We start from the raw sequence: 25,588 nt of genomic DNA, 5'->3' as shown, positions 1-25,588 counted from the left end.
AGGAACTACCATGAAGACATTACCAAAAGACTTTCTATGGGGCGGCGCGCTTGCCGCCCACCAATTTGAAGGCGGCTGGGACGCCGACGGCAAAGGGCCGAGCGTCGTCGACGTGTTGACGGCCGGCGCTCACGGCGTCGCGCGTCGGATCACGGACAAGGTCGAGCCGGACGAATTTTATCCGAACCATGAAGCAATCGACTTCTATCACCGTTATAAAGAAGACGTCGCGCTCTTCGCTGAGATGGGCTTGAAGTGTCTCCGCACGTCAATCGGTTGGAGCCGGATCTTCCCGAACGGGGACGATGCGGAGCCGAACGAGGCAGGGCTCCAATTTTATGACGACTTGTTCGACGAGCTGTTGAAGCACGACATCGAGCCGATCATCACGTTGTCCCACTTCGAGATGCCGCTCCACCTCGCACGTGAGTACGGCGGGTTCCGCAACCGTGCCGTCGTCGACCATTTCGTCCGCTTCGCCGAGGTGTGTTTCGACCGCTATAAAGACAAGGTCAAATACTGGATGACGTTCAACGAGATCAACAACAAGATGGACGTCAACAACCCGCTCTTCTTATGGACGAACTCTGGCGTCATCGTCGAAGACGGGGAGAACGCCCGTGAAGTGATGTATCAGACGGGGCACCATGAGTTGATTGCGAGCGCGCTCGCCGTCGCGAAAGGGAAAGCGATCAACCCGGACTTCGAGATCGGGGCGATGGTATCACACGTGCCGATCTATCCGTTCTCGTCAAACCCGGACGACGTCATGCTTGCTGAAGAGATGATGCGTCAGCGTTACTTCTTCCCGGACGTGCAAGTGCGCGGGGTGTACCCGAGCTACGCCTTGAACGAATTCGAGCGGGAAGGGTACACAATCCCGTTCCTTGAAGGGGACGAGGAAATCTTGAAGAACGGAACCGTCGACTACCTTGGCTTCAGTTACTACATGTCGACGACCGTGAAGAGTGACGTCGTCGCCGACAACAGTGGTGACATCGTCAATGGCGGTCTGCCGAACGGCGTCGAGAACCCATATATCAAGTCGAGCGACTGGGGCTGGGCAATCGACCCGGTCGGCCTCCGCTACGTGCTCAACCGGTTGTATGACCGTTATCAAATCCCGCTCTTCATCGTCGAGAACGGGTTCGGCGCCGTCGACGAGATTGTCGACGGGAAAATCCATGATGCGGCACGCATCGACTACTTGAAGGCGCATATCGAACAGTTGAAACAAGCGGTCGTCTATGACGGCGTCGACTTGATCGGCTACACGCCATGGGGCATCATCGACATCGTCTCGTTCACGACGGGCGAGATGAAGAAACGGTACGGCATGATTTATGTCGACCGTGACAATGAAGGCAACGGCTCGATGGAGCGGATGAAGAAAGACTCGTTCGATTGGTATAAGCATGTGATTGAAACGAACGGGGAAGCGCTCGCGTACGAGCCTTCGAAGTAAACGACAATACCCCCTGAAGACAATTGTCTTCAAGGGGTATTTTTCTGTGCTTACGTCGTTTTCGGTTTGACCGCCACCCAGACTTCGCTATAGACGTTGTCCGACGGTCCGTCATGCTTCGTGAACGAGATGCTTGGCAAGTCGGCCAGTTCGTAGCCCGACGTCGGCAGCCATTCGGCATACGTCTTGGCCATCGTCTCCTGGAGCGTCTCCGGGAACGGGCCGGTATTCGGGAAGACGGCCCACAGGTTCGACTCGATCGTAATCTGTTCAAGATCCTCATACGGATTATCTTGTGTCGTCGCGAAGCCAATCATGTGCGTGAGTGAACCCATTTCGTCCAAATAGCCTTCATCGAAGTCGTACGACACGTTGAGCACTTGATTTGGATAAAGGTCCACCAATTGATGCATCTCGCTTCGCTGTTGCTCCGTGATTGACTGCGCCAACTCGACGATGTCATGATTCACGCCTTCGAACTGAATCGGGACGCGTTTGGACACGCCGACGACGTTGAATGAAGGTTTATGTTCTAATTTGAATTCCATTGAAATTCCTCCTTTGATGTCGATGTAGAAAGTGAATTTCGGGAATGACTTTTGAATCTTGTTCTTGATCACTTCAGACGGTAAAAAGCCACACCAGTCTCGAAACGATCGAGAGAACCCGTCGACGGATTGGTAGCCATACGTATAGGCCACGTCCGTGACCGATTTCCCATGAATCAAGTCCTTATTTGCTTCTGACAGCCGACGATTTCGGATGTATTCATTAAGCGTCATCCCGGCCATATAGGAAAACATGCGTCGAAAATGATAGTCGGACACCCCGACGATGCGGGTGATATCCTCACTCGTGATGTCTTCTGTTAGATGTTGATCGATGTGGTCCATCAATCGGTTCAGTGATTCAAGCATCAGCATTCCCTCCTTTCTGCATTCATCATACTTCGAACATCGTAGGGGCACTCGATGATTTTGATACGTATATCATCGGATAGAAGGCATCACTGGTTGTAGCCGATGAACATCGTGAACATGATGAGGATGACCGATGACGTCATGAGTAGAAACGCAATCGAGCTCGCGAACACGAGAAATGCTTTGGAGAAGTGACGTCGTCGTTTCCAAATCCCGATGACGAACACCACGTTCAGCATGAGAAACAGTGCGAGCAACAGTAACGGGAGGGCCCGGTCCTGCATTAGAATAAGTAAGTCCATAGATGGTTACCTTCCTTTAACTTTTTTTAAAATCAGGATATTTATCATAACTGCCCTTATAATAAACAAGAATTAATACGCATATCGTTTGTTACCAAGGAGGAAACAACTATGAAGAAGCTACTTCGTGCGACCATCGCCGGCATCGCGTTGTTCACGCTGAGCATCGCGCCGTCAGAAACCGCGGACGCTGCACCGAAAAAATTTAAGAACTGCACCGAACTGAATAAGACGTACAAGGGCGGTGTCGCCAAAACGAAGACGACGAAAAACAAAGGTGGGAAGACGAAGTACAAGCCTTACGCCAACAGTTCGTTATACGAAGCGAACAAATCAAAAGACCGTGATAAGGACGGCATCGCCTGTGAACGCTAAGAGATGAGAGGACAGCCGTCCTCCGTCTCTTTTTTAGTTGTTGAAGCGGTAGGATACGTCTCCCGCAGCATCGTAACCGGTGATCGACTCAATCGACTCGATTTGGTCGACGAGCACGAACCAGACATCATTCCCGGCCTTCGTCTTCAACAGTTCCGGTTCGAACCGTTCCCCGTTCAACTCGACGACGACTCTTGTCGTCTCGCCGTGGTTCATCCCGTAAAGGATATCGTACGGGGAACATGCTGACGTATCCCCGCACGATTGGCCGAAAGTGGCCCACGTGATGCCTGCTTCGGACAGCGATTCAGATGTAATCGACCGAACCTGATTGTCGACAGTAAGTTCAAGACCTATGCTTTGCGCAACCGGCTCTTCACTCCATTCCTCGACGGTGTAACTGTTCATGAAAAAGCGAAGACTCATATTACGGTCATCAACAGGGTAGGTGAGAATCGGTTCCGCTCCTTCGGGCAATTGTGGCTGCTTCGTCGAATCAAATGCCCAGGCCACTCCGGCTGATACCAACAATAAGCACACAAGAATGAGGACAATCTTTTGCTGACGGTTCATGACAGACTGCTCACTTTCTCAACTTGTAAAAACTGTCGTACCTGTTCAATCGGGAACGCAGGGTTCCAATGGACGAAGTGGCCGCCTGTCATTCGTATGTAAGTGATCGGCAGCTCATGCCGTTGCAGGTCCATCATGGCTGACTTCGTCAATCGGGCTTCTTTGTCGTCCAGTCCGACAAAATCGCCGTAAATAAGCAACGTCGGGACTTGAAGTGAACGGATGAGCTGCGGCACGTCAAGGTGATAGAAGGTGAACAACAGATTCAATCCGCCTCGTCCGAGCTTAGCCGGGTCGTTCAACGCACGTCGAATCTCGTCTCGTTCAGTGAGACCTGTCTGTGCGCAGAAAGCCTTAACCTGTTCCTCTGGCATCGGAGCTGACACGTTGTCTGAAATGATTTTTGTCTCGATTTTCCGGACGAGTCGAGGTCCGAACAGACGATAAAGTCCGCTCAGGAGCGGGACGGCAAGGCCCAACACCCCATATTCTCTCAACGGAACGCGCGGGAACGTCTTATGGCCTTGGTCGAGCAAGACGAGCCGCTCCACTTGCTCGGGATAGTGAGCGGCGAAAGCGAGACCGACCGTACCTCCTAGCGAATGCGCCATCACGTGTACAGGTCCGAGTCGATGTGTGACGACATAGTCGTTGACCCAATCCGCCAATTGTTCGGACGACACGATCTGCTCGATTCCTTCACTTCTCCCGAACCCTGGCAAATCTAACAAATGAACTTCGAAGTCGTTGCGCAACGCCTCGGCGAGCGAACGGCCTTCTTCACCAGTGAATCCTCCAGCCGGTAAAAATAAAACAGGTGTCCCGCTTCCAATCACTTCCGCATGATAACGACTCAATCGAACCCCGCCTCTCAAATTCCAATATCTGTATCTTTTCATTGTACGTGACTGACAACTTTAACAGAAGCAGATTCTTCCAAACAGAGATACGTTTTCCTCCAAATCCGGGTAAAGACTAATGACACGTGAGTAAATTGCACTTGTCGTTTTCTCTGTCGTTCTTGAGTTGTCTCAACAAGGAGGAATGCGGTGTGAAATTATCGGGTAGAACGGCAATTGTCACCGGGGCAGGGTCAGGCATGGGACGGGCCATCGCCAAACTGTTTGCCGAGGAAGGGGCACGCGTCGTCGCCGTCGACATGAACGGGGATACGGTCGAAGCAGTCGCGTCAGAGATTAAAGCGAGCGGTGGGGAAGCCGTCGGCGTCGCCGGGAATGTCACAAAGCAGGAAGATATCGACAAGATGGTCGAGACGGCGACGAGCACGTTCGGTTCGCTCGACATCTTGGTCAACAATGCCGGCATCATGGACAACTTTTTGACCGTCGGCGAAGTGACCGACGAGGTGTGGGACCGCGTCATCGCCGTCAATTTGACCGGACCGATGAAACTGGCCCGGGCCGCGATCAACATCATGGACAAGCAAGAAACGGGCGGCGTCATCATCAATAACGCCTCGGTCGGTGGCCTGTTCGGGACACGGGGCGGCGCCTCGTACGTCGCCTCGAAGCACGCACTTATCGGCCTGACGAAAAACATTGCCGCCACGTACGGTACGTTCAACAAGATTCGGGCCAACGCCATCGCACCGGGCGGGGTCAATACGAATATCGGCGCCACCATCACCGCGCCGAGCGAGCTCGGGATGCGGGCCATCCAAGGGGCAGGGGAGGCACCGATGGGTGAACCGGAGCAGATCGCCAAGGTCGCGTTGTTCCTCGCCTCCGACGATTCGAGTTTCGTCAATGGCGACGTCTTGAAAGCAGACGGCGGTTGGACCGCCCGTTAACGAGAAAAGCCGACACGCGCGTGTCGGCTTTTGTTATGTCTTCTGCTTGCGAAACGCGAGCGGCGTTCGGTTATGTACTTTCTTAAACGTCTGCACGAAATGGCTCACGCTCGTAAAGCCAAGCCGGTTCGCTACTTCAGCGACTGGACTGTCCGTCTCACATAACAGACGTGCGGCCCGCTGCATCCGGACGTCTTGGACGTAGGCGAGCGGCGATGTGTCCCCCCATTTTGAAAAGTAACGGCAACACTCGGCCCGGCTCAGTCCACCGGCAGCAGCGATGTCTTCGAGCGACAGCTTCATCGTGTCATGGTCGTGTATATAGGAAATCATGCGTTGCATGCGCTCCTGTCCATGCCGCCTCGTCACGGGCGGCCGTTGAATCCAATAGCGCCAGACGACGACAAGCTGCAGTGTCGCATCGAGCAACGCGAAAGCCGAGTCTTTCTTTAAACTCCTGATTACTTTATGAAGCGTCTCGAGGATGGCCTTGTCACCCGGTTCAGCCGGATGCAGCATGTGATGGCCAATCGTCTCGATGAACGGTGTGACATATTGCTCCGCGAGCGGCGGTGCCATCAAGTCGAACGGGTCGACATGAAGCATCGTCATTTGAAACGAGTCATCTGTCCGTTCGACTTTTGTGACCTGTCCGCGGTCGAGCATCAATGCCATCCCGGCCCGAAGCCTTAAACGGGTACCGTTGATCCGGACCTCGACTTGACCTTGGGTGACCAGCCAGATTTGAAACTGCTCATTGGTCGTGAACCCGATCTCCATCGTCCGTTCGGTCCACGACTGGACATCAATCATGTCTGCTTCAACTTTCATCTCTTCACCTCAACAATCAAATATTTATTTCGGTTTTGCACCGGGTGGAGACTTCGTTTTCTCGTTATCAAGCGTCAATCCAGACATTTCGACTCCATCTCCGTTGGACAGTGCTAACAAGTTCCTTCTATATAATGGCGTCAGAAGATGAACCAGCCCGTGATACCGGCGTGCACCAAGATGGCAATCGGGACACCGATCCGAAACATCGGCTTCAACGTCTTATGCCGGAAGAGGCGCATCGCAATATAAGCCCCAAATGCTCCTCCAATCCAAACAAGAATGAGTAACGTTCGTTCTGAAATTCGCCATTCCCCTGATTTCGCACGGCGTTTATCGAGGAAAAATGACATAAACGCTAGTAAATTAGTCACAATGTAATATAGCAGTAATAGTTCCAAAGACTAAAACCTCCTTTCTCTTCTCCTTAGTATAGACGAAAATGGCTCAACAAAGCCATTTGTATTTGGATTGTAAAAAATCAGATTCCTCTCATCTCGCTGAAAGCTTCTGTAACTGAACTGATATCACTCTCATATCAGGCTGTAACGGCAGTGAAATATACAGGTGTTACAGTAAGGGGGCGTTAGAAAAGGGAGGAATATTCTTATGAAAAAACCACTATTGACACTAACGGCACTCGCTGGCCTTAGTTTAGGAGTCGCTGCTCCAGCTTCGGCAGCATCAACACACACAGTTCAGTCTGGGGATACACTTTACCGTATCGCCGTGAACAACAACGTATCTGTAAATGATATCAAACAAGCGAACGGCTTAAACTCTAATATGATTTATCCAAACCAAGTATTGAAGCTTGCGAAGTCAGAAGCTAAAGCTTCAAGCGCTTCAAAAACGTATACAGTTAAAGCAGGCGACACGTTGTATCGCATCGCGACAAACAACGGCGTATCTGTCAACCAATTGATGACATGGAACGGTCTTAAATCAGATCTTATTTTCCCTGGTCAACAATTCTCTGTAAAAGGTGCCAACGCAGCATCGGTTGCAAATAGTGCACCAGCCGCTAAACCAAAAGCATCAACATCTGCACCAGTGACGAAACAGTCTACGTCTACAACGCAAACCCAAGCTCCGGCTTCAGGTAAGACGATGACTGTGGAAGCAACGGCTTACACGCCATACTGTGCAGGATGCTCAGGAATCACGGCAACAGGAATCGACGTCCGCTCGAACCCGAACCAAAAAGTCATCGCGGTTGACCCTTCAGTCATCCCACTCGGCTCTAAAGTATGGGTTGAAGGCTACGGCGAAGCAATCGCTGGAGATACTGGTGGCGCCATCAAAGGTAACAAAATCGATATCTTGATGCCGACACAAGAGCAAGCGCTCAACTTCGGTCGTAAATCAATCACAATCAAAGTCTTAAACTAATCGATTTACTCCAAAAACACCGCAGGCGCGGTGTTTTTTTGTGTGTCTATGACTGTGTCTGCAAACGAGCATTTCGTTTTGCCCATCATCGGGTAAACTAGATGATAAAGGAGGCGTCGAGATGGTCCCAACTGAAATCATCATCAGTATTCTTGGTATCGTACTGATTGTCCTGAACGTGACGTTCGCCGTCACCATCATCTTCTTCGAGCGGCGTGACATCGGTTCGACATGGGCTTGGTTGCTCGTGCTGTTTTTCATCCCACTGCTCGGTTTCTTCATCTACATCTTCTTCGGACGGTTAATCAAATCGAACAACTTTTATCAGGTCGACGAGGAGCGTCGTCACGAGTACGCCAAACACGTCGACGACCAATTGACCGAGCTTGATGCGCATGAAGGGCTTTTCGCCCATGACCCGCTCTTGTCAAAATATCGAAGGCTCGCCCGCTTGAACTTATCCTCCACGAATGCACTCGTGACGTATCATAATACGATTCAGGTCATCCATGACGGCGAGCAGAAGTTCGAAGCGTTATTCCATGACATCGAGATAGCGACGCAGGAAATCAACATCCAGTACTATATCATTCAAAATGACTCGCTCGGCCAAGCGCTCATCGAGGCACTCACGCGCCGGGCAAAAGAAGGCGTCAAAGTACGTCTGCTCTATGACGCCGTCGGCTCACGGGGATTGCGACGCTCCCATTTCAAACAACTCCTCGCGCACGGCGGCGAGGTGAAGTCGTTCTTCCCGTCACGCCTCGGTATCAACTTCCGCGTCAACAACCGGAATCACCGAAAGCTATGTATCATCGATGGGGAGATCGGCTATATCGGCGGTTTCAACGTCGGGAATGAATACCTCGGGACGAATCGTCAGTTCGGCTATTGGCGCGATGTGCATCTGCGGATGAGAGGGGAGGCGGTTCGTGAATTGCTCGAGCGTTTCCTCCTCGATTGGAACCGTGCCGTACCGACGAAACACCGGGCCGAGAAAGAGGACTTCCGTTGGCCGACTTCTCTACTCGAGACGTCTCGGTCACCGGTACAAATCGTCACATCTGGCCCGAACTCGTCGACCGAGCATTTGAAAAACATGCTCGTCAAGATGATCACCGAGGCGAAAGAGACGATTTACATCCAAACCCCATATTTCATCCCTGACGCTAGCTTCCTTGACGCCTGCCGCAACGCGCTCATGTCTGGGACGAAGATCCGCCTGATGATTCCGAACAAGCCGGATCACATGTTTGTCTATTGGGCGACGTATACGAATGCGGCCGAGCTCGTCCGCTACGGTGCCGAAGTATATACGTATGAAGGTGGGTTCCTCCATGCGAAGACGCTCGTCATCGATGGCGAGGTCGCCTCGATCGGCACGACGAACATCGACGCGCGCAGTTTCCGTCTCAATTTCGAGATCTCAGCGCTCGTTTATGACGAGGTCGTTGCCCAGTCTGTCATCGATGCATTCAATCGAGACCTCGCATGTGCCGACAGGTTAACGATTGAGCGTTATGAGACACGAACGAAATGGATCCGTTTCAAAGAGAGCGTGTCACGCTTGCTCAGCCCAATCCTTTAAAAAAGACCAGTCAAGACCGTCCGGCAGTGCCCGGCGAACTGACTGGTCTCTTATTTTTTGAGCGTCTGGGTGACATGTCGTTCGAACGCCTCGACGATGGGTACCGGGGCTTCTTTCTCCCCGTACTCGGCGGCCTCGAGCCAGACGGCGAAGCGGTTCCCTTCGCTGAATCCGATGCGGTCGAACCATTCCATGACCGTCTCCTCACGATGGCGAGGATGGGCCTGTTCGAGCCGGCGCCCGGCATCGAGCAAGCGGACGTGCCGTGGGGCCCGTGTGACGCGACGCCCGGCATCCGCTGCTTGATGGCGCTGTTTCGGTACCGTCACAGCCTCTTGAATCTCTTTACGGCGTTGCAAATAGATGAACAAGGCGACCAACCCGACCAGAAGGACGAGAAAAGCCAAAATCAAGAACAGCGATTGATTCGTCGCCGATTCGAGCAACGTCTCATTCGAAATCGTCTCGGCATCAATGTTCGGATTGTCCGGCACGAGAATCCGGTTGACGCGGTCGGTCGGATCCAAGTTGAACCCATCGAACCAACCCCCGATCCACACGAAGATGGGGCGAATCCAGGCGACGAGGTTACCGAACAATAACTCTTTGATTGTCCGGATGATCACAGCCAGTCCGAGACCGACGGCGAGGGCGACGACGAGCGTCGACAGCATCCGTTTATAGTCACGGCGGTAATATAGGCTCCGCTGCCAAAACAAGAACAAGAACGGGAAGACGATCATCGCGAGCGGCTGCGACGCCGGCGGAGACAACCAATCGACGATCAGGAAGAGCACGCTGGCGATCGCGTAACGGTCCGTCCAGTCGAGCGTCCGGATAAAGGCATGGACGTACGTGAACAAGAGCAACGTCACGCTCATCTCATAAGAAAACCAAAGGGCGGCGATGCTGAGTGCCGTCTGGACACCGAGTTGCCAGTTGCGCGGCAAGCGGAGCGTCAAGAGAAATACGAGTGGAAACGCGTGACCGACATAGAAAGCGGCAAATACCCACCAAAGTAGTTTCATCGGCCGTCACCTCCGAGCCGTAGAATCGATTGGCTGCCGCCATATTTGGCGACTTTCCGTTCGAACAGCGACCGGGCGAGCGGGAAGTCACGCTCCGATAGACAAGCGAGCGTCGTCATGACCTTGCGGAAATGCGTCTCACCGCTCCCCGGGGCGAGGTCATAGGTGATCCCTTCCTTCGTCAATGTCGGCACAATCAGCCCATAGCTCGCGTTCTCTTTCTCGAAGTCGCGGCATAGCGCCGCCGCCTGCGAAATCAACCGCTCCATCTGATGGGTGAGGGCGCGTCCGTCTTTCGTCAGCAAGTCGAGCACGACGACATATTCGTTCGCTTGGACGGGTTGCTCGGTCCGGGCAAGTAGCTCGCCGGTCTTCGCATAGGCCGACCAATACAGTTGCCGCATCGGCTGGCCGTGATACGGCGCCACTGACTGGAACGTCTCCGGGTCACGGTAGGCGCTATGACGGACCATCTCCTCCCCAGGTAACGTCGGAGGGCGCTTCGGAATCGGATAAGGCAGGAATTCAGGGAAGACATAGCCGATGCGGTCGAGCGGGTCTTCCTTATAGAGCGAGAACATACGGAGCGGGTCACGAATCTCCATACCGATCGCCTCCATGCGGATTGGTCCGCGTCGAATCGCCTTGAGCGGGAGCGTATAGGCGACGACCGCCTCGCGTCCGACATAGTTCTCTTGGCGCCAGAAGGCGTGTTCCTCCGACTCGACGGTAGGATGGAGATATCCTGACAGACGGACGACACCGAGCGGGACAGGCGCCGTTGAAACCAATTTGATTGTATACGTCTCTTCATCGTTCGGGAACAGCTTCAGCTCGTCGGTCACTTCGACATGTACGTATTCAGCGAGCCGGAACAACAACTCCGGCATGATGAGCGCATACAAGCTGAAACCGATAATTACACTCGCGAGGAAGACGTTGCCGTATAGGGCGGTGAACACCCCGACGACGAACAAGAGCCACATATACCCGGACTCGAGGTAGCGAGGGCTGACGAGTTGCATATCACACCTCTGACGGGACCGGGATGGTCTCCAAAACGGACTTGATCAATTTAGACGGCTTCGTCTTGAGCGACGCCTCGACCGTCAAGACGATGCGGTGTCCGAGAATCGGCAAGGCGAGCGCGCGGATGTCTTCCGGTGATACGTAATCCCGTCCGTCCATATAGGCATGCGCCCGAGCCGCCATCGTGTAGGCGAGCGTCGCCCGTGGGCTCGGTCCGACCTCGATATCCCGGTGATGACGGAGCGCCTCGACGAAATCGAGGAGATAGTCCTCCATCGCCTCGTGAAACAAGACATCACGGACGGCTTGCTGCATCTCGGCAAGTTCGGTCTGTTGCAACGTGAACGGGGCCGCACTCAAATGCTCGTTCCGTAGCAACCGGCGTTCCGACTCCCGAGACAACGGAGCGAGCGACAGTTTGAACAAGAAGCGGTCGAGTTGAGCCTGCGGCAACGGGAACGTCCCTTGCCCATCGAACGGATTTTGCGTCGCGATGACGAAGAACGGGTCCGGTAGACGAAGCGACACCTCACCGAGCGTCACTTGTCGCTCCTGCATCGCCTCCAGCAGTGCCGACTGTGTCCGAGGTGTCGTCCGGTTAATCTCATCGACGAGCAAGATTGACGTGAAAATCGGTCCAGTCCGGCGTTCGAACGTTCCCGTCGTCGGATTGAACAGCTCCATCCCTAAAATGTCACTCGGTAGCGTGTCCGGTGTACATTGCACGCGTTGGAACGCGGCCGAGACCGATGTGGCCAGGCTTCGTGCAAGCGTCGTCTTGCCGGTACCAGGCCGGTCCTCGAGCAGCACGTGGCCCCCGGAGAGGAGAGCGATCGTCGACAGCTTAATCGCCTTCGACTGCCCGATCACTTGATCGTTTAAATGTGTCGTCCATTGTTGCACCATAATGTAAGTCCCCCGTCTATTTTCTGAATATTTATAAAAATCATAGCACACTCGCGGACCGAGATGGAACGCTAAAGAACGGTGTTGCTAAATATGTAGGTCGATCATGGTCAATCCGAAGAAGACTTTTTCGCTTTCTTACGGCTCGGGAACTCGATGATCAAGTAATACAAGACAATCATGCTTGTGAAAGGTTGCAGGACGCTGACCCATGTTGTCCCGTCGAACAAAATATACGTAAGTGTGATAAGAACGGATGATCCGAATAATAATTTTGAGAACATAGGCGACGTCTCTCCTTTGAATCGCAATATGGAATAGGTTGACTATACCATGTCACTTTCGCAATAACCGCCCGACAAAAAAACTGACCTGCCTGTATGAGGCAAGTCAGTCATCGTTTCGGTGTATCCAAATAGCGTTCGAAATGCCGCTCCAGCCAGTCCTGGAAGAACGACATGAACGTACAGATGCCCCAATAGATCAAGGCGACAACCAAATAGACGGTCATATAATCGAATTCCCGACCCCCGACGATTTTCGCCTTATTGAAAATCTCCGGAACCGTGATCATGGCGGCGAGCGAACTCGCTTTAATCAAATCGAGGAACACGTTCGAAAGCGGGGGGAGGGCAATCCGCGTCGCCTGAGGTAAGATGACCCCTTTCAGCGTCAACCACTTGTTCATCCCGAGCGAGCGGGCCGCCTCGACTTGTCCTGGATCGACGGCACGGATCGCAGCCCGGACAATCTCCGCGATATAGGCCGCCGAGTTCAGACTGAACCCGATGATTGCCGCCGTCAGCGCTGCGAACTCGATGCCGATGAATGGAAACCCTGAATATAAGATGAACAGGATAATCAAAATCGGTACACCCCGCATGAACGAGATATAGAACGTCGACGGGAACCGTAACAACCGCGACGGTGACAGTTTCCCAAGGGCGAGCACGAGACCGAGCAACAAGCCGAAGAACATGCTGACGAATGAGATCCAAAGCGTGTTCGGCAAGCCGCCTAGCAGATAAGGGAACGAGCGCACAGCCAGGTCGACGTCAAAGATTGCTTCCCATTTCACACCTTCGAACATGATGGCTTAGTCCAATTCGACGATCGTCGCGTCGACGTCCGGTTCGACCGAGACATCGGCTCCGTTATAGAACGTTTCTGACAACTCTTTCACCGTTCCGTCTTCAAGCATCTCGCCAAGGACGCGGTCGATGTTCTCTTGGAGCTCTGCATTCTCTTTGTCCATCAAGAACGCGACTTCCTGTGGGTTATAGGCGATATCCGGGTGGATCGTGATATCGAAGTCCGGGAAGAAAGCGAGGGCGAGTGTCTGAAGATAGTAGTCGTTCAAGATGACGTCGGTCCGTCCTGTCGAGACGTCACGAAGGTACTGGTCGTTCGTCGCGTTGTCATAGATGACTTCCTCCGCCCCGTATTGACGTGCCACGTCCATGAAGACGGTTGTCGCTTCACCAGCGGCCTTTTTGCCTTTCAAGTCCTCGATTGACTCGATGCCAGACAAATCGCTCTTGCGAACGATGGCCGTCCCGTACGTGTACTTGTACGGTGTTGAGAAGGCGAACTTCTCTTTCCGGTCCTCTGTGACCGAGATATCGTTCGCTGCGACGTCGACTTGTCCGTTTTGGACGCTCGTCAACATGTTGTCGAACGCCATCTCTTTGAATTGAACCTCAAGGTCAAGACGTTTCCCGACCTCTTTCATGAGCTCGACGTCAAACCCAGTCAATGTATCGCTATCTTCTTCACGGAATGAGGCCGGGTAGAGTGTCCCCGCTGTACCGACCGTGAGTGTACCGTCTTCTTTGATTTCGTCCCAGCGCGAAGTTTCGGCCTGATCGGTGCTAGAATCACCACACGCCGCGAGCGGGACAGCCAGTAATAGCGATGCTGCCAAACCTTTTGTCATACGTTTCATTCAAGTTCCTCCTTAAGTTATCATCTGTCTAAAAATAGCATGACATACGCTTACAGGCAACTCCTAAGAGCGGATGAACAGCATTAAAGTTATTTTTGAAACATAAATCCATAAAGCGCTAACATGTTGATGAATGAAGGATTCAATCGAATGACACAGTTTAGTAATTATGATGAAACAGATCAATGGATGTCGGTTTGAACAATACGGTTTAAGCGAAAATATCATCGTGATGATCAGCCGACTCGGACCCATGTGAACTTTAATAATTCATGTATGATAGATAGTAAAGGCTTATTCGTAACATATTAAAATGAGGAGAGCGGGGGGCAAATGGAAAAATGGGAAAGATGCACCGTCAATCCAGAAATACCGGCCAAACTATATCTGCAGGCTCTAATTGATGATAAAGACGGATTAAGACTCGTGTTTATGGATACGCATGAGAACACGTATACATTCTTGTTTGACGGACTAGTGCTGTCGTATCGACATACAGACGAAGGAACGCTTATTAGAACGCTAGAACATTTATACAAACATCATGACCCTGATTTTTTTGGCGACTGGACACTCTTTCAAGTGACCGATTCCAGCTATTTAAAATGGCTAGCTGAAGAATCAACAAACATTTACGAAACGGTTTATAATATTCAGCATTACGTGTTCCTGACATCACATGATGTAATTGAAGTGTTGTCGACAGAACCACCGACTTTGATTTCATGACCGCCACTTTATGGCTAGTCTGGTGAGATCATGTAGTTATAGGATGGAGCGGTCATTACATATAGAAGGGAGAATAATGCAATGGAAGAAGCCCCGAACATCTCGATCAAAGCGTTAGATGAGTATTCCATCAGCGTCGTGAACGAAGCCAATAATCCGTTTCCAGTCATCGGGAAAATCATTCCGAGCTTTTCTGACGGGGTTTGGACGTATGAGGAACAGTTATATGAGAAAGCCCGTGTGACAAGCTTTCCAGACGATTTGCTGGATTGGTCTGAATACATCAACAGTGAGGACAAACAAATATTCTTGGCATTCGACGAGACAACATGTATTGGACAAATCCGTGTGGTGAAAGACTGGAACCGTTTTGCGTATATCGAGAACATCGCGGTCCGTGGAAGCTATCGCAACAGCGGGCTTGGGCATTTGCTGATAGAAGTTGCGGAGGCGTGGGCAAAAAAGCAATCGTTGCTTGGATTGTCACTCGAAGCGCAGAACGATAACGTGATCGCGTGTCGCTTTTATGCGAAAGAAGGGTTCGCGCTCGGCGGTGTCGATACGCTCAAACAGACCGGCAATCCGAACATCGATATGACGTTGTATTGGTACAAGATTTTCTGATTTTTTTCGAGAGGAGAGATGTCATATCTGACATCAATTTTCTTTATTTTTCTATTAGTTAACATAACATATATTATCAGTAAAAATAAAACTCCGTCTCAATACTTTAGTATACTTAAAGTAGTGAGACGGGATTTGAAATTTGAGGAAAGGGATTCAAGATCGTGTAAAACGAATCAAAGTGACACCTGGTTCCGGTTCGAACTCGGCGCTCGGTTTGAATCCGAGCTTCGTGTACAGCTTCTTGGCCGGACCGTTATGTTTTCCCGTATGCACATAGACAAGCTTGTCTTCATGCAAGCTGAGCACATGTTCGAGCAACGTCGTCGCGAGCCTCGCCCTGAAATACGTCGGATCGATACATAATTTCGTGACCTCGACCGTGTTCTCGGCCGCTTCGACCGTGATGAATCCGATCAACCGCTCGTCGTTATATAAGCCATAGCTCGTCCCAGGCAGATTTTGAATCACTTCGACCGTCTCATAACGCGCTGGAATCTCATCGAATCCGAACAGCTCGGCCTCGACCGCATAAGCGTTCCGTTGAATCTCGAGCATCTGCTCGGCCAGTTGATAATCTGTCGTCTGAATCTCGCGTAACTCCATCTATCAGCACCTCCGGTTTATCGTGAAAATAGACGTGCTTGCTTGCGTTTGGCCCGTTTCAGCGCCAAATAGAGCCGGTGTGTCCCAGCGACGGGCTGTCCGTGTCCAACGAACGTGTGGCGCGGTGCCAGGTCGATCAACTTCTCCGCATGCTCGACCGCTGCCCGTTTGTCCCAGGTCGCGACGCCCGGCAGCGGGAACAACGGGCGTACATCCCCTGCCACGGCGACTCCCCCACGGGTCTGGAACGCGTCACCAGCAAACAAGTTCCGCTCCTTTTCATCGAAATAGGCGATGGAGCCCGGCGTATGACCCGCTGCCGGATAGACCCTCAGACCGAACAAGCGCTCACCTGGGTCGAGCAATTTATCCGGCAAGGAGTGGATTGTTGGGAGCGATCCTTTTAGTTTGAGTGACCGCTCATCCGGGTCGGTCGTCTTGTCCCCTTCGAGGAGACGAGCATCGCGCCTCGAGACGTAAAGCTCGGCGTGCGGATGCGCCTTCAAGATGGCGTCGACACCACCGACGTGATCGCCATGGGCGTGCGTCAGCAAGATGGCGAGCAGCGGACGCTCCTGTGCCTCGATATACGCTAAAATCGCTTCCGCATTGCGCGCGAGGGCGGTGTCAATCAAGACGAGTCCGAGCTCCCGCTCAATCAACTGGACGTTAATCGGTAATACAGGCGCATAGAATGTCAGTTGATGGACGTGGTCAATCCGTGTGACTTTCATGATATCCCCTCCCTTAATCAAACAACGTGATCCAATCTTCTTGCCATCTAGCTTCAAAACACATATAAAGCTGTTCCTGCGTGTTCCGCGCGGTCGATAAAGGTGGTAAGTTGTCCCGCGTGAAGAACGCGACCTCGCTCGTCTCATGGCTCACCTGCGCCTCTCCACCAATCAGCTCGCATTCGATGAACAGTTTATAGTAATGCTGCGACAGCGGTGGATGGTCGTGATGATGCATGTCGAACAACGCGAGTAGCCGTACCGGTACGACATCAAACCCGGCCTCTTCCTCAATCTCCTTAATGATATTTTGGGCCGGGGACAACCCGACCTCACAAAAACCACCTGGTAACGTCCAAAGCCCGTCCGACCGCTCTTTGACGAGCAAGAGCGCATCGTCCCGGAAGACGACACCGCGTACGTCGAGTTTCGGTGTCGGGTATCCATCGACGTGCGTCAGTTTCGTGACCTCCTCCAAGGCGAGGTCTGACTGTCGTTCGAACATCTCGGTCGCGATTCGTTGGAGCTCGACGTAACGTTCGCGATCGAACTCGTCTTTCGTAAACGTCAAGCCGGCCTGTGCCAGCGCCTGGAGCCGTTTGGCCCAGTCGAGCCATTGAGACATAGTGATCCCCCCATGATTTTTCCTCTTACCCCATTCGCCAAACGATGGACTTGTTCCTTTTAGGAATACCCGCTCCCATAAGAAAGTACCTATCCTCCCCGTGATATACTGAAATGAGAACGGTGGCAAAGGAGGAACGATATGTCGATGGCAGTGTTATCCCAGTTCAAAGAAGACTTGGACGGCTATACCGAACGGCAGTTGCGCTATCAGGAAGCTACAGACGTCTGGTCAATCGGACAGATGTACGACCATATCATTGTGGTGGCCGAGGAATATGCGGATGAGATTGAACGTTGTCTCGCCTCACACGAAGAGCAACCGCTCGGGAAGACCGAATTCGGTGAACGATTGTTTCAGGCCGGTGGGTTCCCTCCGATTAAAATCCGTTTACCTGATGAGATGAACCAACCTCCGAACAACTCGGACAAGCGTGAGACGCTCGAGCGACGACTCGACGAGTTGTCTGCGCGTTTGAAGCGACTTGAACCGCTCGTCCGCTCGGCGAACCGTTACGTCAAAGCCCGGCATGGTGGTTTTGGCTGGCTGAACGCACAGGAGTGGTACGACCTCATCGAGATGCATACCCGGCATCACTTGCGCCAACAGGCCGATTTGGAGCGCTATCTGATAGAGGCCGAGCTTTGAATCCATAAGAAAACCCCTGTATCAAAGACAATGGTCTCTGGTACAGGGTTTTCTTTAGTTCGATCTCAATCGAGATACACGTCCTCAATCTCTCCGAATGTCTCTTCATCAAACACGAACGAGCCGTTGGCGTAGCGGTCCAAGAGCGTCAACTGCTTCGTCTTGACCGTCTTCGCTTTCTCTTTCCCGATGATGTGGAGCGTCTCATCGTCATGCACCGGGAGCACGCGACGAATCTGGTGCGGTTTCGATTTGACTTCGCGGATGAGCATCGTCCCGCGCAAGTTGCGGTTCGTGCAGTCGAACTGATCCTCGAGCTTCATCTTCTTGACCGCTCCACGTTGCGTCACAAGGACGAACAGTGGCGGTGTGAAGAAGGCGAAAGCATCTGCGACCATATCCCCATCCTTCAAGTTCATCGCTTTGACGCCGGCAGCGCGCTGACCGACAACCGGCACGTCATCTTCTTTGAACCAGAGGCCGTAACCGCGCTCAGAGACGAGGAACAGTTGGCCAGGCCCGTCACTGATGCCGGCGAAGACGACCTCGTCGTCGCCTTTCAGTTTGAGCGCCATGAGCGCCTTCGACTTGCGTTGGGCGTCATAGTCACGGAGCGGTGTCCGTTTGACCATGCCTTCACGCGTCACAAACAGACAGTGCGCGTCGGTGTCGAACGTCGAGACGACATCGGCCGAAACGACTTGTTCGCCTTCGATCGGCACGAGGTTGGCGACATGCTGACCGGCGTCTTTCCATTTCGACTCTGGAATCTGATGGACCGGGATGAGCAAGTAACTGCCCTTGTTCGTCCAGACGAGCAAGTGGTCCGTCGTCATCGCCTGGGTGACGAGGACGGGACGGTCTTTCTGCTTCATCTCCGGCATCTCGTCGCTCGAGGCGCCATATGAGCGCATCGATGAACGTTTGACGTACCCGTCGCGGCTGACGAACACCATCGTCTCTTCGACGGCGATCATGACCTCTGTCTTCAGTTTCAACTCTTCGACCTCGGACTCGATGACCGAGCGGCGTGCGTCGCCGAACTCGTCACGGAGTGCGGTCAACTCTTTCGAGATGAGCTTCCGTTTCGTCGCGTCGACGTTCAAGATGTTGGCGAGGCGAGTGATCTCTTTTTGGAGCGCCTTCGCCTCTTTTTGCAGTTCGACGATATCCGTGTTCGTCAAACGATACAATTGGAGCATGACAACCGCTTCGGCTTGACGGTCTGAGAACGAGAACCGCTCCATGAGCTTCTGCTTCGCCTCGGACTTGTCTTTGGCCGAACGGATGAGTTCGAGCGTCTCGTCAAGGACCGAGATGGCCTGTTCGAGCGCATCGACGATCTCGGCGCGTTTCTTCGCCTGGTCGAGCTCGAACGTCGTGCGTCGAGTGACGACCTCTTCGACGTGCTTCAAGTATGCGTCGATAATCGACAAGAGACCCATCTGTTTCGGTGTCCGGTTGACGATGGCGACCATGTTGTAGTTATAGGCGAGCTGCAGATCGGTATGCTTCAAGAAGAAATGGAGCACACCTTCCGCATCGGCTTCCTTCTTCAACTCGATGACGACGCGGACACCGGTCCGGTCAGTCTCGTCACGGACTTCGGCGACGCCTTCGACTTTGCGGTCGAGGCGAAGCTCTTCCATCTTCTTGACGAGGTTCGCCTTGTTCACCTCATACGGGAGCTCGGTGATGGTAATCTGTTCACGACCTCCCTTAAGTGGCTCGATGACCGATTTGGCACGGATAATGACCTTGCCTTTGCCGGTCTCGAACGCCTTCAAGATGCCGTCTTTGCCCATAACGATCCCGCCAGACGGGAAGTCAGGTCCTTGCATATAACGGAACGCGTCATTCGTCGTCTCGACCTCACCTTTCAGACGGGCGATGGCGAGGTTGAGCACCTCGGTCAAGTTGTGCGGCGGAATCTCGGTCGCGTAACCGGCAGAGATTCCCGTCGTCCCGTTCATGAGCAAGTTCGGGAGGAGTGACGGCAAAACGAGCGGCTCTTCGGTCGAATCGTCGAAGTTCGGCGTGTAGTCGACCGTGTTCTTCGAGATCGACGTCAGCATGACGCCGGCAATCTTCGACAGACGGGCCTCGGTATACCGCATCGCGGCGGCCGAGTCGCCGTCCATCGAGCCGTTGTTCCCGTGCATGTCGATGAGCGGGTAACGCAACTTCCAGTCCTGCGATAGGCGTACCATCGCCTCATAGACGGAACTGTCACCGTGCGGGTGATAGTTACCGATGACGTTCCCGACCGTCTTGGCCGATTTGCGGTACGGTTTCTCGTTCGTGTTGCCTTCATGGTGCATCGCATACAGGATGCGGCGCTGAACGGGTTTGAGGCCGTCGCGCGCGTCCGGGAGGGCCCGATCCTGGATGATATATTTTGAGTAACGCCCGAAGCGGTCACCGACGACCTGTTCGAGCGACAAGTTTAAAATGTGTTGAATCGTCGACATCGTTACATCACTTCCTCAATCGCTTTAGTCACGTGTTCATTGGCGATGATTGAATCATCTTCCTGGAGGCCGAAGGCGACGTTCTCCTCGATCCATTCACGGCGATGGGCGACATTGTCTCCCATGAGCACCGAGACACGCTTGTCGGCGACGGCAGCGTCGTCGACCGTGACGCGGATGAGCGTCCGTGTGTCGGGGTTCATCGTTGTCTCCCATAGCTGGTCGGCGTTCATCTCCCCGAGACCTTTGTAGCGCTGGAGGATATAACCCTTCTTATACACTTTGACGAGCTTCTCGAGTGCCTCTTCGTCCCAGGCGTACTCGAACTGTTCCGACTTGCCTTTCCCTTTCGAAATCCGATAGAGCGGTGGCAAGGCGACGAACACTTTGCCGGCCTCGACGAGTGGGCGCATATAACGGAAGAAGAACGTCAATAGGAGCACTTGGATGTGAGCCCCGTCCGTATCGGCATCGGTCATGATGATGATTTTGTCGAAATTACAGTCCTCAAGGTCGAAGTCATGGCCGACCCCGGCTCCAATCGCGTGGATGATCGTATTGATCTCCTCATTCTTCATGATGTCCTGGAGTTTCGACTTCTCCGAGTTGATGACCTTCCCGCGCAACGGCAGGATGGCCTGGAACGTACGATCACGGCCCTGTTTGGCCGAACCGCCGGCCGAATCACCCTCGACGAGGAACAGTTCGTTCTTGGCGGCGTTCTTCGACGTCGCCGGCGTCAGTTTCCCGTTCAAGATGCTCGAACGTTTCTTCTTCTTGCCGTTGCGCGCCTCTTCCCGGGCTTTCCGGGCGGCTTCGCGGGCCTGGGCGGCGCGGATCGCCTTCTTGATGAGCATCGTCGCCATCTGCGGGTTCTCCTCGAGGAAGATCGTCAGTTGTTTGGCCATGACACCATCAGCGCTCGTACGGGCCTCGGGCGAACCGAGTTTCGATTTCGTCTGCCCCTCGAACTGGAGGAACTCTTCCGGGATCCGTACCGAGACGATGAGCGTCAAGCCTTCGCGGACGTCACCGCCGTCAAGGTTCTTGTCTTTTTCTTTCAACAATCCGTTCTTTCGGGCGTACTCGTTCACGATGCGGGTCATCGCCGTCTTGGCGCCGACCTCGTGCGTGCCGCCGTCACGAGTCCGGACGTTGTTGACGAACGAGAGGACGTTCTCGGAATAGGCGTCCGTGAACTGGAAGGCGAGCTCGAGCTCGATATCGTTCTCCGTCCCTTCGAAATAGACGATTGGATGAAGCGTCGCCTTATCGTCGTTCAAATATTGGACGAACTGGGCAATCCCTTCCTCGTAATGGAACGTCTCTTCTTTATCCGAGCGCTCGTCCGTCAACGTGATCGTCAATCCTTTTAACAAGAATGCTGATTCACGGAGCCGTTCAGCGAGCGTGTCGTAGTTATATGTCGTCGTCGAGAAGATCGAGGCGTCCGGTTTGAAGTAGACGCTCGTCCCTGTCTGACGCGTCTTTCCGGTCTCGAGGAGCGTCGTCTGCGGGATCCCGCCGTCGGCAAACGTCTGCTCGAACACTTTGCCGTCGCGATAAATCGTCACGAGGACCTTGCTCGAGAGTGCGTTCACGACCGAGGCGCCGACCCCGTGGAGTCCACCTGACGTCTTGTAGCCGCCTTGGCCGAACTTACCGCCGGCGTGAAGGACCGTGAAGATGACCTCTGGCGTCGGTTTCCCGGAGGCGTGCATCCCCGTCGGCATACCACGCCCGTGATCGCGTACCGTGATTGCGTCATCTTTATGGATGGTCACATCGATTTGGCCACCGAATCCGGCGAGCGCCTCATCGATCGCGTTATCGACGATCTCATAGACGAGATGGTGCAAGCCGCGATGGTCGGTCGAACCGATATACATCCCCGGACGTTTCCGGACAGCAGTCAGTCCTTCGAGCACCTGGATGGCGTCTTCATTGTAATTAAATAAGTCTGTTGACATCTTCGTCACCTCAATTTCGAACACACGTTCGTTTTTCTATCCTATTGTATAGCTGTTTTTGGATTCTGGCAAGCCTCCCTCCGCGAGCGGGGCTCGTGAAAAAAAGGAGACCTACCAAGGAGGTAGGTCTTAACCGAGAAGGCGGGCGTGCTCGACATAGATGCATCGATTTTCGATGTAGTCGAGTCCGGCATCGCGAGCGATCCGCTCGGCGTCCGGGCTGGTGAGCCCGAGCTGGTTGAAGACGAGACCGACATCCCCATGTCGGACGGCATCTTCGGCCACGCCGGCCAAATACTCATTGCGTCGGAAGACGTCGACGATATCGACGCGCCCCGGGATGCTCTCGACCGTCGGATAGACCTTGCGTCCGTTCCACGTCTCGAGCGTTGGATTGACAGGGATGACTGTGTAACCTTGCAAGATCAAATAGTCTGCGATTTGGTTCGCGGTCTTGTTCGGGTTCGCTGACACGCCGACGACAGCAATCGTCTTCGCCTCGGTGAGCCATTGTTTCAAACGTTGATCGTCCATCCTGAAATCCCCCTTTTGTTTACGTTCTCAGTGTACCTTTACCTGAATCACCGTTTCAAGCTTTATTTTCTTTTATCATACAACTGTAACTCTTTCAAATTTTTAAAACAAATCAATTGGTTCACCATAACTTATTATGTAAACCGGATTATATGACGATATTTCTCTGGTTCTCAGGTTGATGTGTGTCTCGGAGGAAAATCCCGTGCGAACAAACGTTGCGTGAAATATCTATTTCACGCAATCATAAGGACCGATTTAAAGCGTTTCAGATAGTAAAATTGACTCGTTTCTCGAACGCCCATGGGCAAATCGATGGCAGTTCGGTATACTAAGGTTCAGGAGGTGTTCGCGTGGGAACTGCCTATGAGGAACGTCGCGGTACACTATATAATTACCGCATCACTTTTTACGGGAACGCGCTCGCTTGGCTCATCCACGTCGTGTTCTTGATCACGTTTTGGCAACTCGGCGTCACGGTACTCGCCTGGTCGAATCTACTCAGCATTCTGTATTACACGCTATCCTTTTATTTTGTACATAAACGATATTATCGAGCGTTCTTCGTCGGTCTGTTCATCGAGGTCGTCTATAACGCGATCATCTCGACGGTCGTGCTCGGTTGGGGTGCGAACGTCCACTACTTCATCATCACGGTCGCCTATGGCGTGTTCTTCATGCCGAACGTACGTCGGTCCATCCGGGTCGCCTCGACGATACTCGCCATGACCATCTACGGTTTCCTATATATGAATGTGACAACAGGGACGCAACCGCTCACGCCGTCCTTCGAGCAAATATTGGGCCTCTTTTGTCTCTTGTCGACGATCGCCTTGATTGCCGGTCTGTCTTTCGTCTTCGAAGGGTCCGTCGTCGAAGTGACGTCCGAGCTCGAGCGGACGAACGAACGGTTGCACACGCTCGCCTCACGGGACGGGCTGACCGGGTTGTATAATCGGACGACCGGTTACCGATTGGTCGAAGATGAGATTCGCGAAGCCGTCATCAATGGACGGCCATACGCCGTCGCTCTAGGGGACATCGACCATTTCAAGGCATTCAATGAGCAACACGGTCATGACTGCGGCGACCTCGTACTCAAGCAAGTCGCCTCCGCGCTTGCCCGAACCGACGGGATAGCCGTCCGTTGGGGTGGCGAGGAGTTCCTCATCTTCTTGGCGGACCAGTCCACTGCAGAGGCCACGGAGACGATTGACCGCTTGCGGCAACGCATCAAATCACTCGAGACGATTTATGACGGCCGTCGTCTCAGCGTCACGATGACGTTCGGTGTCACGACGCGAACCGGATTCGAGGCCGTCGACACGCTCGTCAAAGAGGCGGACGACCGGCTCCGGGCCGGTAAACAAGAAGGCAAAGACCGAATCGTCACGTCAATCCATCAGTAAGCAAGGAGAGATCTTTTGAGTATATTCCGCCAGCTCGGACAAGCACCGACCAAGATCGCGACGAAACGTTTCAATTTGAGCGGCTACGAGCGCATGCCGAGCTTTATCCAGCGTTTTTTGAATCACCTGGCAGCCAAACATTATTCGGAACAGACCGCCCAGCGCTATCTCTATGATTTTTTAGACTTTTTCCGCTGGGTCGAGGCCGCCAGCGCATCCGAGGTCGACCCGTCGTCGGTCGAGATCGACTCGTTCGTCGAGTTCGATCACGCGGGGGCTGAGGCGTACGCGACGTATCTCGCCCTCGAGCTCGATAACGCGCCGAGCGTCATCAACCGAAAATTGTCGTCGATGCAGTCGCTGTTCAACCATTTGATTGAGACGGGCGTGACGGCCCATAACCCGTTCCAGGCAGTCGAACGGCCGAAGCGTGCCAAGCGCAACCCGGTCTATTTGACGGAGCAGGAGTGGCTCGATTTCTCGACGCTCGTCCGCAGCAACGTCGGTATGTCCGACCGCGAGGCGAGTTGGTACGAGCGCAACCGGGACCGCGATTTTTTGATGATTCAACTGCTTGGGTTGACCGGGATGCGCGTCTCGGAACTCGTCGGCCTCGATTGGAACGATATCGACCGCGAGAGCGGGACGATTCGCGTCATCGGGAAAGGCAATAAGGAACGGGTCATCCCGATCGCCTCCCCGCTCGAGCCGCTCCTCGACGCCTATCGACGTGACGGGTCAGGCCCGCTATTCCAATCGGAGCGAGGCAAGCGCATCTCGGTGCGGACGGTGCAACACACGTTAAAAGGCCACATCGACCGCTTGAAACCGTATTTGCCGTTCTTGACGCATAAACAGGTGACACCACACAAACTACGTCATACATTCGCCTCACGGCTCGCCATGAGCGGCATCGATGTGTTGACGATTCAACAGTTGCTCGGTCACGAATCGGTGGCGACGACGCAAGTCTATGCCCATATCGGCGACGAGAAGAAAAAACAAGCTATGATAGGTTTACGATAACTTATTATGTAAACCAATATAAAACACCTGAATCAATCACATGGATTG

The 25,588-nt window shown here is 53.3% G+C and carries 28 protein-coding genes; 10 read left to right on the top strand and 18 right to left on the bottom strand.

Going from position 1 to position 25,588, the window contains the following annotated elements; all coding sequences use genetic code 11:
- Positions 1–10 precede the first annotated feature (10 nt).
- Positions 11–1,465, top strand: coding sequence for a 6-phospho-beta-glucosidase BglA (bglA, locus tag ACZ2GZ_RS07540; protein ID WP_214716252.1), 1,455 nt, complete (start codon positions 11–13; stop codon positions 1,463–1,465).
- 50 nt (positions 1,466–1,515) lie between these two features.
- Here the strand turns inward: bglA and ACZ2GZ_RS07535 are convergent, their stop codons facing one another.
- Entirely contained in the window at positions 1,516–2,382 is an 867-nt protein-coding gene (locus tag ACZ2GZ_RS07535) for an AraC family transcriptional regulator (protein WP_131472691.1), read from the bottom strand.
- Positions 2,383–2,471: 89 nt separating this feature from the next.
- The gene (locus tag ACZ2GZ_RS07530) at positions 2,472–2,687 is read right to left on the bottom strand and encodes a hypothetical protein (RefSeq protein WP_131472689.1); all 216 of its coding nucleotides are present in this window, start codon (positions 2,685–2,687) and stop codon (positions 2,472–2,474) included.
- 111 nt (positions 2,688–2,798) lie between these two features.
- On the opposite strand from ACZ2GZ_RS07530, the gene ACZ2GZ_RS07525 reads away from it, so the two are divergent.
- The gene (locus ACZ2GZ_RS07525) at positions 2,799–3,062 is read left to right on the top strand and encodes an excalibur calcium-binding domain-containing protein (RefSeq protein WP_029595456.1); all 264 of its coding nucleotides are present in this window, start codon (positions 2,799–2,801) and stop codon (positions 3,060–3,062) included.
- A 33-nt stretch (positions 3,063–3,095) separates the two neighbouring features.
- Here ACZ2GZ_RS07525 and ACZ2GZ_RS07520 read toward each other — a convergent pair whose 3' ends face one another.
- Entirely contained in the window at positions 3,096–3,470 is a 375-nt protein-coding gene (locus ACZ2GZ_RS07520) for a hypothetical protein (protein ID WP_131472687.1), read from the bottom strand.
- Between the two features lie 161 nt (positions 3,471–3,631).
- On the bottom strand, positions 3,632–4,492 hold the full coding sequence (locus tag ACZ2GZ_RS07515; RefSeq protein WP_214716253.1) for an alpha/beta fold hydrolase: 861 nt from the start codon (positions 4,490–4,492) through the stop codon (positions 3,632–3,634).
- A 194-nt stretch (positions 4,493–4,686) separates the two neighbouring features.
- Here ACZ2GZ_RS07515 and ACZ2GZ_RS07510 point away from each other — a divergent pair, with 194 nt between their 5' ends.
- A complete protein-coding gene (locus ACZ2GZ_RS07510) occupies positions 4,687–5,445 on the top strand; it encodes a glucose 1-dehydrogenase (RefSeq protein WP_214716255.1) in 759 nt (252 codons plus the stop codon).
- A gap of 33 nt (positions 5,446–5,478) precedes the next feature.
- On the opposite strand, the gene ACZ2GZ_RS07505 is transcribed toward ACZ2GZ_RS07510, so the two are convergent.
- Both ACZ2GZ_RS07505 and ACZ2GZ_RS07500 read right to left on the bottom strand, forming a co-directional pair.
- Complete coding sequence (locus ACZ2GZ_RS07505; RefSeq protein WP_214716257.1) at positions 5,479–6,276, bottom strand: AraC family transcriptional regulator; 798 nt, start codon at positions 6,274–6,276, stop codon at positions 5,479–5,481.
- 140 nt (positions 6,277–6,416) lie between these two features.
- On the bottom strand, positions 6,417–6,677 hold the full coding sequence (locus ACZ2GZ_RS07500; protein WP_251135329.1) for a DUF1294 domain-containing protein: 261 nt from the start codon (positions 6,675–6,677) through the stop codon (positions 6,417–6,419).
- A gap of 208 nt (positions 6,678–6,885) precedes the next feature.
- On the opposite strand from ACZ2GZ_RS07500, the gene ACZ2GZ_RS07495 reads away from it, so the two are divergent.
- Entirely contained in the window at positions 6,886–7,668 is a 783-nt protein-coding gene (locus tag ACZ2GZ_RS07495) for a LysM peptidoglycan-binding and 3D domain-containing protein (protein ID WP_021067451.1), read from the top strand.
- Between the two features lie 121 nt (positions 7,669–7,789).
- Positions 7,790–9,256, top strand: a complete 1,467-nt coding sequence (cls, locus tag ACZ2GZ_RS07490; protein WP_131472679.1) for a cardiolipin synthase — start codon at positions 7,790–7,792, stop codon at positions 9,254–9,256.
- A gap of 50 nt (positions 9,257–9,306) precedes the next feature.
- Here the strand turns inward: cls and ACZ2GZ_RS07485 are convergent, their stop codons facing one another.
- The 6 genes from ACZ2GZ_RS07485 to ACZ2GZ_RS07460 all read right to left on the bottom strand — a co-directional run bounded on the left by ACZ2GZ_RS07485 (position 9,307) and on the right by ACZ2GZ_RS07460 (position 14,164).
- Positions 9,307–10,284, bottom strand: a complete 978-nt coding sequence (locus ACZ2GZ_RS07485) for a hypothetical protein (RefSeq protein WP_131472677.1) — start codon at positions 10,282–10,284, stop codon at positions 9,307–9,309.
- Complete coding sequence (locus tag ACZ2GZ_RS07480) at positions 10,281–11,309, bottom strand: DUF58 domain-containing protein (RefSeq protein ID WP_131472675.1); 1,029 nt, start codon at positions 11,307–11,309, stop codon at positions 10,281–10,283. Before ACZ2GZ_RS07480 ends, ACZ2GZ_RS07485 begins: the two co-directional genes overlap by 4 nt.
- Before the next feature lies 1 nt (position 11,310).
- Positions 11,311–12,219: an AAA family ATPase gene (locus ACZ2GZ_RS07475; RefSeq protein ID WP_029595449.1), complete on the bottom strand. Its 909-nt coding sequence runs from the start codon at positions 12,217–12,219 to the stop codon at positions 11,311–11,313.
- Positions 12,220–12,329: 110 nt separating this feature from the next.
- On the bottom strand, positions 12,330–12,503 hold the full coding sequence (locus ACZ2GZ_RS07470; protein WP_158001043.1) for a hypothetical protein: 174 nt from the start codon (positions 12,501–12,503) through the stop codon (positions 12,330–12,332).
- Between the two features lie 110 nt (positions 12,504–12,613).
- The gene (locus tag ACZ2GZ_RS07465; RefSeq protein WP_021067457.1) at positions 12,614–13,309 is read right to left on the bottom strand and encodes an amino acid ABC transporter permease; all 696 of its coding nucleotides are present in this window, start codon (positions 13,307–13,309) and stop codon (positions 12,614–12,616) included.
- Between the two features lie 6 nt (positions 13,310–13,315).
- Positions 13,316–14,164, bottom strand: a complete 849-nt coding sequence (locus ACZ2GZ_RS07460) for a transporter substrate-binding domain-containing protein (protein ID WP_029595448.1) — start codon at positions 14,162–14,164, stop codon at positions 13,316–13,318.
- A 333-nt stretch (positions 14,165–14,497) separates the two neighbouring features.
- On the opposite strand from ACZ2GZ_RS07460, the gene ACZ2GZ_RS07455 reads away from it, so the two are divergent.
- Both ACZ2GZ_RS07455 and ACZ2GZ_RS07450 read left to right on the top strand, forming a co-directional pair.
- Positions 14,498–14,893, top strand: a complete 396-nt coding sequence (locus tag ACZ2GZ_RS07455; RefSeq protein ID WP_029595447.1) for a hypothetical protein — start codon at positions 14,498–14,500, stop codon at positions 14,891–14,893.
- Positions 14,894–14,974: 81 nt separating this feature from the next.
- Positions 14,975–15,517 carry a GNAT family N-acetyltransferase gene (locus ACZ2GZ_RS07450; RefSeq protein WP_029595446.1) on the top strand — a complete coding sequence of 181 codons (543 nt, stop codon included), beginning with the start codon at positions 14,975–14,977 and terminating at the stop codon, positions 15,515–15,517.
- 156 nt (positions 15,518–15,673) lie between these two features.
- Here ACZ2GZ_RS07450 and ACZ2GZ_RS07445 read toward each other — a convergent pair whose 3' ends face one another.
- The 3 genes from ACZ2GZ_RS07445 to ACZ2GZ_RS07435 are packed head-to-tail and all read right to left on the bottom strand — an operon-like array spanning position 15,674 to position 17,482.
- Positions 15,674–16,123 carry a GNAT family N-acetyltransferase gene (locus tag ACZ2GZ_RS07445; RefSeq protein WP_029595445.1) on the bottom strand — a complete coding sequence of 150 codons (450 nt, stop codon included), beginning with the start codon at positions 16,121–16,123 and terminating at the stop codon, positions 15,674–15,676.
- A gap of 17 nt (positions 16,124–16,140) precedes the next feature.
- Positions 16,141–16,857 (bottom strand): MBL fold metallo-hydrolase, encoded by a 717-nt coding sequence (locus ACZ2GZ_RS07440; RefSeq protein WP_029595444.1) that lies wholly within the window; start codon positions 16,855–16,857, stop codon positions 16,141–16,143.
- 13 nt (positions 16,858–16,870) lie between these two features.
- Positions 16,871–17,482 carry an NUDIX hydrolase gene (locus tag ACZ2GZ_RS07435; RefSeq protein ID WP_029595443.1) on the bottom strand — a complete coding sequence of 204 codons (612 nt, stop codon included), beginning with the start codon at positions 17,480–17,482 and terminating at the stop codon, positions 16,871–16,873.
- 141 nt (positions 17,483–17,623) lie between these two features.
- Here ACZ2GZ_RS07435 and ACZ2GZ_RS07430 point away from each other — a divergent pair, with 141 nt between their 5' ends.
- Positions 17,624–18,130: a DinB family protein gene (locus ACZ2GZ_RS07430; RefSeq protein WP_029595442.1), complete on the top strand. Its 507-nt coding sequence runs from the start codon at positions 17,624–17,626 to the stop codon at positions 18,128–18,130.
- A 65-nt stretch (positions 18,131–18,195) separates the two neighbouring features.
- Here ACZ2GZ_RS07430 and parC read toward each other — a convergent pair whose 3' ends face one another.
- From parC to ACZ2GZ_RS07415, 3 genes are all read right to left on the bottom strand, one after another.
- Entirely contained in the window at positions 18,196–20,601 is a 2,406-nt protein-coding gene (gene parC / locus ACZ2GZ_RS07425; protein ID WP_029595441.1) for a DNA topoisomerase IV subunit A, read from the bottom strand.
- A 2-nt stretch (positions 20,602–20,603) separates the two neighbouring features.
- Positions 20,604–22,571: a DNA topoisomerase IV subunit B gene (gene parE / locus ACZ2GZ_RS07420; protein ID WP_029595440.1), complete on the bottom strand. Its 1,968-nt coding sequence runs from the start codon at positions 22,569–22,571 to the stop codon at positions 20,604–20,606.
- 129 nt (positions 22,572–22,700) lie between these two features.
- Positions 22,701–23,105, bottom strand: coding sequence for a CoA-binding protein (locus ACZ2GZ_RS07415; protein ID WP_021067467.1), 405 nt, complete (start codon positions 23,103–23,105; stop codon positions 22,701–22,703).
- A 353-nt stretch (positions 23,106–23,458) separates the two neighbouring features.
- On the opposite strand from ACZ2GZ_RS07415, the gene ACZ2GZ_RS07410 reads away from it, so the two are divergent.
- Positions 23,459–24,514 (top strand): GGDEF domain-containing protein, encoded by a 1,056-nt coding sequence (locus ACZ2GZ_RS07410; RefSeq protein ID WP_029595439.1) that lies wholly within the window; start codon positions 23,459–23,461, stop codon positions 24,512–24,514.
- A gap of 15 nt (positions 24,515–24,529) precedes the next feature.
- A complete protein-coding gene (locus tag ACZ2GZ_RS07405; RefSeq protein ID WP_029595438.1) occupies positions 24,530–25,540 on the top strand; it encodes a tyrosine-type recombinase/integrase in 1,011 nt (336 codons plus the stop codon).
- Positions 25,541–25,588: the final 48 nt, after the last annotated feature.

The organism is Exiguobacterium sp. KKT215 (assembly GCF_055635335.1).
This window is presented reverse-complemented; position numbering and strand designations above follow the sequence as displayed.

Coding starts and splice junctions, on each gene's coding strand:
- parE (WP_029595440.1), bottom strand. CDS start 22,571: ATGTCAACAGACTTATTTAATTACAATGAAGACGCCATCCAGGTGCTC.
- ACZ2GZ_RS07525 (WP_029595456.1), top strand. CDS start 2,799: ATGAAGAAGCTACTTCGTGCGACCATCGCCGGCATCGCGTTGTTCACG.
- ACZ2GZ_RS07495 (WP_021067451.1), top strand. CDS start 6,886: ATGAAAAAACCACTATTGACACTAACGGCACTCGCTGGCCTTAGTTTA.
- ACZ2GZ_RS07460 (WP_029595448.1), bottom strand. CDS start 14,164: ATGAAACGTATGACAAAAGGTTTGGCAGCATCGCTATTACTGGCTGTC.
- ACZ2GZ_RS07470 (WP_158001043.1), bottom strand. CDS start 12,503: ATGTTCTCAAAATTATTATTCGGATCATCCGTTCTTATCACACTTACG.
- ACZ2GZ_RS07415 (WP_021067467.1), bottom strand. CDS start 23,105: ATGGACGATCAACGTTTGAAACAATGGCTCACCGAGGCGAAGACGATT.
- ACZ2GZ_RS07520 (WP_131472687.1), bottom strand. CDS start 3,470: ATGAACAGTTACACCGTCGAGGAATGGAGTGAAGAGCCGGTTGCGCAA.
- cls (WP_131472679.1), top strand. CDS start 7,790: ATGGTCCCAACTGAAATCATCATCAGTATTCTTGGTATCGTACTGATT.
- ACZ2GZ_RS07535 (WP_131472691.1), bottom strand. CDS start 2,382: ATGCTTGAATCACTGAACCGATTGATGGACCACATCGATCAACATCTA.
- ACZ2GZ_RS07530 (WP_131472689.1), bottom strand. CDS start 2,687: ATGGACTTACTTATTCTAATGCAGGACCGGGCCCTCCCGTTACTGTTG.
- ACZ2GZ_RS07440 (WP_029595444.1), bottom strand. CDS start 16,857: ATGAAAGTCACACGGATTGACCACGTCCATCAACTGACATTCTATGCG.
- bglA (WP_214716252.1), top strand. CDS start 11: ATGAAGACATTACCAAAAGACTTTCTATGGGGCGGCGCGCTTGCCGCC.
- ACZ2GZ_RS07445 (WP_029595445.1), bottom strand. CDS start 16,123: ATGGAGTTACGCGAGATTCAGACGACAGATTATCAACTGGCCGAGCAG.
- ACZ2GZ_RS07455 (WP_029595447.1), top strand. CDS start 14,498: ATGGAAAAATGGGAAAGATGCACCGTCAATCCAGAAATACCGGCCAAA.
- parC (WP_029595441.1), bottom strand. CDS start 20,601: ATGTCGACGATTCAACACATTTTAAACTTGTCGCTCGAACAGGTCGTC.
- ACZ2GZ_RS07505 (WP_214716257.1), bottom strand. CDS start 6,276: ATGAAAGTTGAAGCAGACATGATTGATGTCCAGTCGTGGACCGAACGG.
- ACZ2GZ_RS07430 (WP_029595442.1), top strand. CDS start 17,624: ATGTCGATGGCAGTGTTATCCCAGTTCAAAGAAGACTTGGACGGCTAT.
- ACZ2GZ_RS07485 (WP_131472677.1), bottom strand. CDS start 10,284: ATGAAACTACTTTGGTGGGTATTTGCCGCTTTCTATGTCGGTCACGCG.
- ACZ2GZ_RS07465 (WP_021067457.1), bottom strand. CDS start 13,309: ATGTTCGAAGGTGTGAAATGGGAAGCAATCTTTGACGTCGACCTGGCT.
- ACZ2GZ_RS07435 (WP_029595443.1), bottom strand. CDS start 17,482: ATGTCTCAATGGCTCGACTGGGCCAAACGGCTCCAGGCGCTGGCACAG.
- ACZ2GZ_RS07475 (WP_029595449.1), bottom strand. CDS start 12,219: ATGGTGCAACAATGGACGACACATTTAAACGATCAAGTGATCGGGCAG.
- ACZ2GZ_RS07450 (WP_029595446.1), top strand. CDS start 14,975: ATGGAAGAAGCCCCGAACATCTCGATCAAAGCGTTAGATGAGTATTCC.
- ACZ2GZ_RS07480 (WP_131472675.1), bottom strand. CDS start 11,309: ATGCAACTCGTCAGCCCTCGCTACCTCGAGTCCGGGTATATGTGGCTC.